The organism is Vibrio sp. 1151_11, from assembly GCF_029478525.1.
In the GTDB taxonomy this organism is placed as follows: domain Bacteria; phylum Pseudomonadota; class Gammaproteobacteria; order Enterobacterales; family Vibrionaceae; genus Vibrio; species Vibrio anguillarum.
In genome coordinates this window covers 1-949 of sequence record NZ_SHMN01000088.1, presented here as the reverse complement: position 1 = coordinate 949, position 949 = coordinate 1, and the positions used below count along the sequence as shown (strand labels likewise).

Sequence of the window (949 nt, the reverse complement as noted above, 5' to 3'; positions counted from 1 at the left end):
GAAGCTCTGCAATGAAATTGCACACAAATTAAATACGCGCCCACGCAAAAGACTTGGGTATAGGACACCAACGGAGTATATTCATGCGCATCTGTAGAAAGTGTCGCACTTCAAACTTGATACTAAGCGATTTTACCTGCGATTTTATTCAAAGCAGGTTCTAACACTTGATCAATGTATTCATCCATATCAGCGTCAGGTATTTTTGCCATCTTTTTCTTTTTACGTTCTATACGTTTTTTAACTTCCTGTACCTGTTTTTTACCCAGCAACTGAGACAATTTAATGAGGTCATTTTCAAACTCTTGCATCGATTCTTTATACGCAAAATTTGTAAAGCTATCTAAAAATACACCATCATTTTCATTAGCTTGCTCTAGTGTCGAGTATTCATGTAATTTTTTTAGATAATCAATCAAAAACTTATTGCTCGATAGCTGAAAAGCTAGCAACGGGTCAATTTCAGCAAGTGATTCTACTGAAGTATGATACTTTTCATACAGTTCGTGGTGATTGTTCACCGGAAACATTCCACGCATACTTTTAGCCAGTTCGTCTGAAAAATTATCCGGAATGTTCTCATTTGGATACTTACGCTTTAATGCATTAACCACAGCATCTTTAATTAAGTCTGAGTGAATCGCACTATTTACTACAACACTAGACCATACAGATAATAGATTAAATAGTGACTTATTTAGTCGTTCTCTACTGCTCTTTCGTTCCTTATATTGGAAAGATATAAAACTAATTACAGATCCCAATAGAATGCCAATAACAACTGAAATTATTGGAATAAATGTAACCATACAACCTCCTGTCGCCTAACGCCCGGCTAAGGGGTTGACAACGCACCGCCGAACTCAAAAAAACACACCGTAAACACTGAACTTCAATTTTGCACTAAAGCCGCCACGCGTTGGCAATCCCTCTTGAGCCGTTTGTTAGG

Annotated in this window: 1 protein-coding gene; it reads right to left on the bottom strand. The window is 37.3% G+C overall.

The annotated features are described in order from the left end of the window. Positions 1-122: 122 nt before the first annotated feature. A complete protein-coding gene (locus tag EXZ60_RS18890) occupies positions 123-809 on the bottom strand; it encodes a hypothetical protein (protein ID WP_246203272.1) in 687 nt (228 codons plus the stop codon). Positions 810-949: the final 140 nt, after the last annotated feature.

Excerpts from the sequence above, each read along its gene's own strand:
- EXZ60_RS18890 (WP_246203272.1), bottom strand. The coding sequence starts at position 809 with ATGGTTACATTTATTCCAATAATTTCAGTTGTTATTGGCATTCTATTG.